At 61.3% G+C, this 1696-nt stretch carries 3 protein-coding genes and 1 pseudogene; all 4 read right to left on the bottom strand.

The features are described 5' to 3' along the window. Positions 1-304 (bottom strand): annotated as a pseudogene (locus AC1DSG_RS30990) (type II secretion system protein); the annotation flags it as partial. Then, entirely contained in the window at positions 279-653 is a 375-nt protein-coding gene (locus tag AC1DSG_RS30985) for a type II secretion system protein (protein ID WP_007943950.1), read from the bottom strand. The gene AC1DSG_RS30985 and the pseudogene AC1DSG_RS30990, both read right to left, overlap by 26 nt. Positions 654-657: 4 nt before the next feature. Further along, positions 658-1131, bottom strand: a complete 474-nt coding sequence (locus tag AC1DSG_RS30980; RefSeq protein ID WP_477794270.1) for a type II secretion system protein — start codon at positions 1129-1131, stop codon at positions 658-660. 2 nt (positions 1132-1133) lie between these two features. Continuing rightward, positions 1134-1696 (bottom strand): type II secretion system protein GspD (locus AC1DSG_RS30975; protein WP_477794269.1); only part of this gene is annotated, 563 nt, incomplete at its 5' end.

Below are 1696 nucleotides of genomic sequence, written 5' to 3'. Positions count from 1 at the left end.
GGTCCGGATACAGCTGGCGCAGATGATGTTTGGGCGATGGAAAGCGCTCGTCCGAAAGCAGGTCTGCCAGTTCTTTCGGATACTGGGCCAGGCCTGGCGAACTGCGGTAATAGCTGCGCAGTGCCTGAGCGTATTGGGTGCCAACCCACAGCAACTGACGTTCCCGATCACGACGCGAGGCGGTGGACCACAACTCACCGGCACTGGCCAGGCCCATGCCCATCACCACGATCAAAAACAGCACGCCCAGGTAGGTGAACCCCGCCTCGTTACCCGGCTTACCACTCGGAATACAGGCTGCCATCACGCGCCCTCCCTGTGGCCCCACTTTTGATATCGGCCACCCCGCCCGCCACGCCATCCGGTGGTGCGACCAGCACCCAGGTGTCTTTACGCTCGGCAATCGGGTCCATCGGCGCGTTGCGCAGGTAACGCTGTTCGATCAGTTGATCGAGCGAGTCAGGGTAACGTCCGGTGTCGCCGTAGTAGTGATCCAATGCTTCGCGCATGGCCGACAGGCTCTGGCGCAGCGTGGTTTCTTTCGACGTTTCGAGGCTGTTGAAATAGCGTGGCAAGGCGATGGTCATCAGCGTCGCGATGATTGCCATGACCACCATCAGTTCCAACAGGGTAAAGCCTTTTTCCCGACGCATATGCTCACCACTCCCGGTACGCGATGCCGTTGAGCCCTTTGCCCCGGGCCTTGGAGTAGACGTCAAAGACGTCTTCACCATCGCGGGGGTTTTGAGCCGTGCTGTCATATGAGCGCAAGCCCCAGCCACCTTCGTCGTCACGCTTGACCGTGGTCAGCGGGTCATGGGGTACGCGGCGCAAAAAKTAGAACTTGGCGCCCTTGGCGCTGCGCACATCGCGCACGCCCTCCACCAGCACTTGAAGATTGGGTGGATAACCGTTGCTGTTCAGCGACTTCTCGATATAACCGGCGTCAAAGGCGCGTTTGTAGGCGTCAATGGCGTCGCGAATCTGGTACAGCGCCGTGCGCAATTCCTGCTCCTTGCCCCGGCGCACGATGGTCTCGGTCAGTGGCGCGGCCATACTGGCCAGCAGGCCGATCAGCGACAGCGTCACGACGACTTCGATCAAGGTAAAACCGCGTTGCGAGCCGTTCATGATCAAGGCTTCTCAATGGTCACTTGGGTGGTGGCAGCCAGCGGCCGACCGACGCTCACTTGGGTGGTGGTAGCCACTGGCCGACCGCCAGTTACCTGGGTGGTTACGCCAGACACTGGCCGGCCACCAGTCACCTGGGTAGTTACGCCAGACACCGGCCGACCGCCAGTCACCTGGGTGGTCACGCCAGCCACCTGCCGCTCAATGGGCTCAGACTGAATCGAGGTTTGCATCCCTCGATCCGGTGCCTGGACGTGCATGCTGGTTTCGGTGCCGGTCTGGAATTCCATGTCTGAAGGGCTCTGGTAAGGCAGGTTGCGCACGATCCGTGGCGTGATCGACAGCACCAGCTCCGATTTGCCGACGGTGTCCTTGTTGCTGCCGAACAAGCGGCCAAGCCCTGGAATGTCACCCAGGCCCGGGATCTTGTTACCCGTGCTGCCATGGTCGTTACGCACCAGGCCCGCGAGGATCTGGGTTTCGCCGTCATGCAGACGCAGTGTGGTCTGGGCGTTGCGGGTATCGACCTGAACCGGAATAGTGCCCTGGCGGGTCGGTTCCAGCG

The organism is Pseudomonas sp. P5_A12 (genome assembly GCF_056400685.1).
Note: the sequence above shows the minus strand (reverse complement) of the source record. Positions and strands in the feature narration are given on the sequence as shown.

Excerpts from the sequence above, each read along its gene's own strand:
- AC1DSG_RS30985 (WP_007943950.1), bottom strand. The coding sequence starts at position 653 with ATGCGTCGGGAAAAAGGCTTTACCCTGTTGGAACTGATGGTGGTCATG.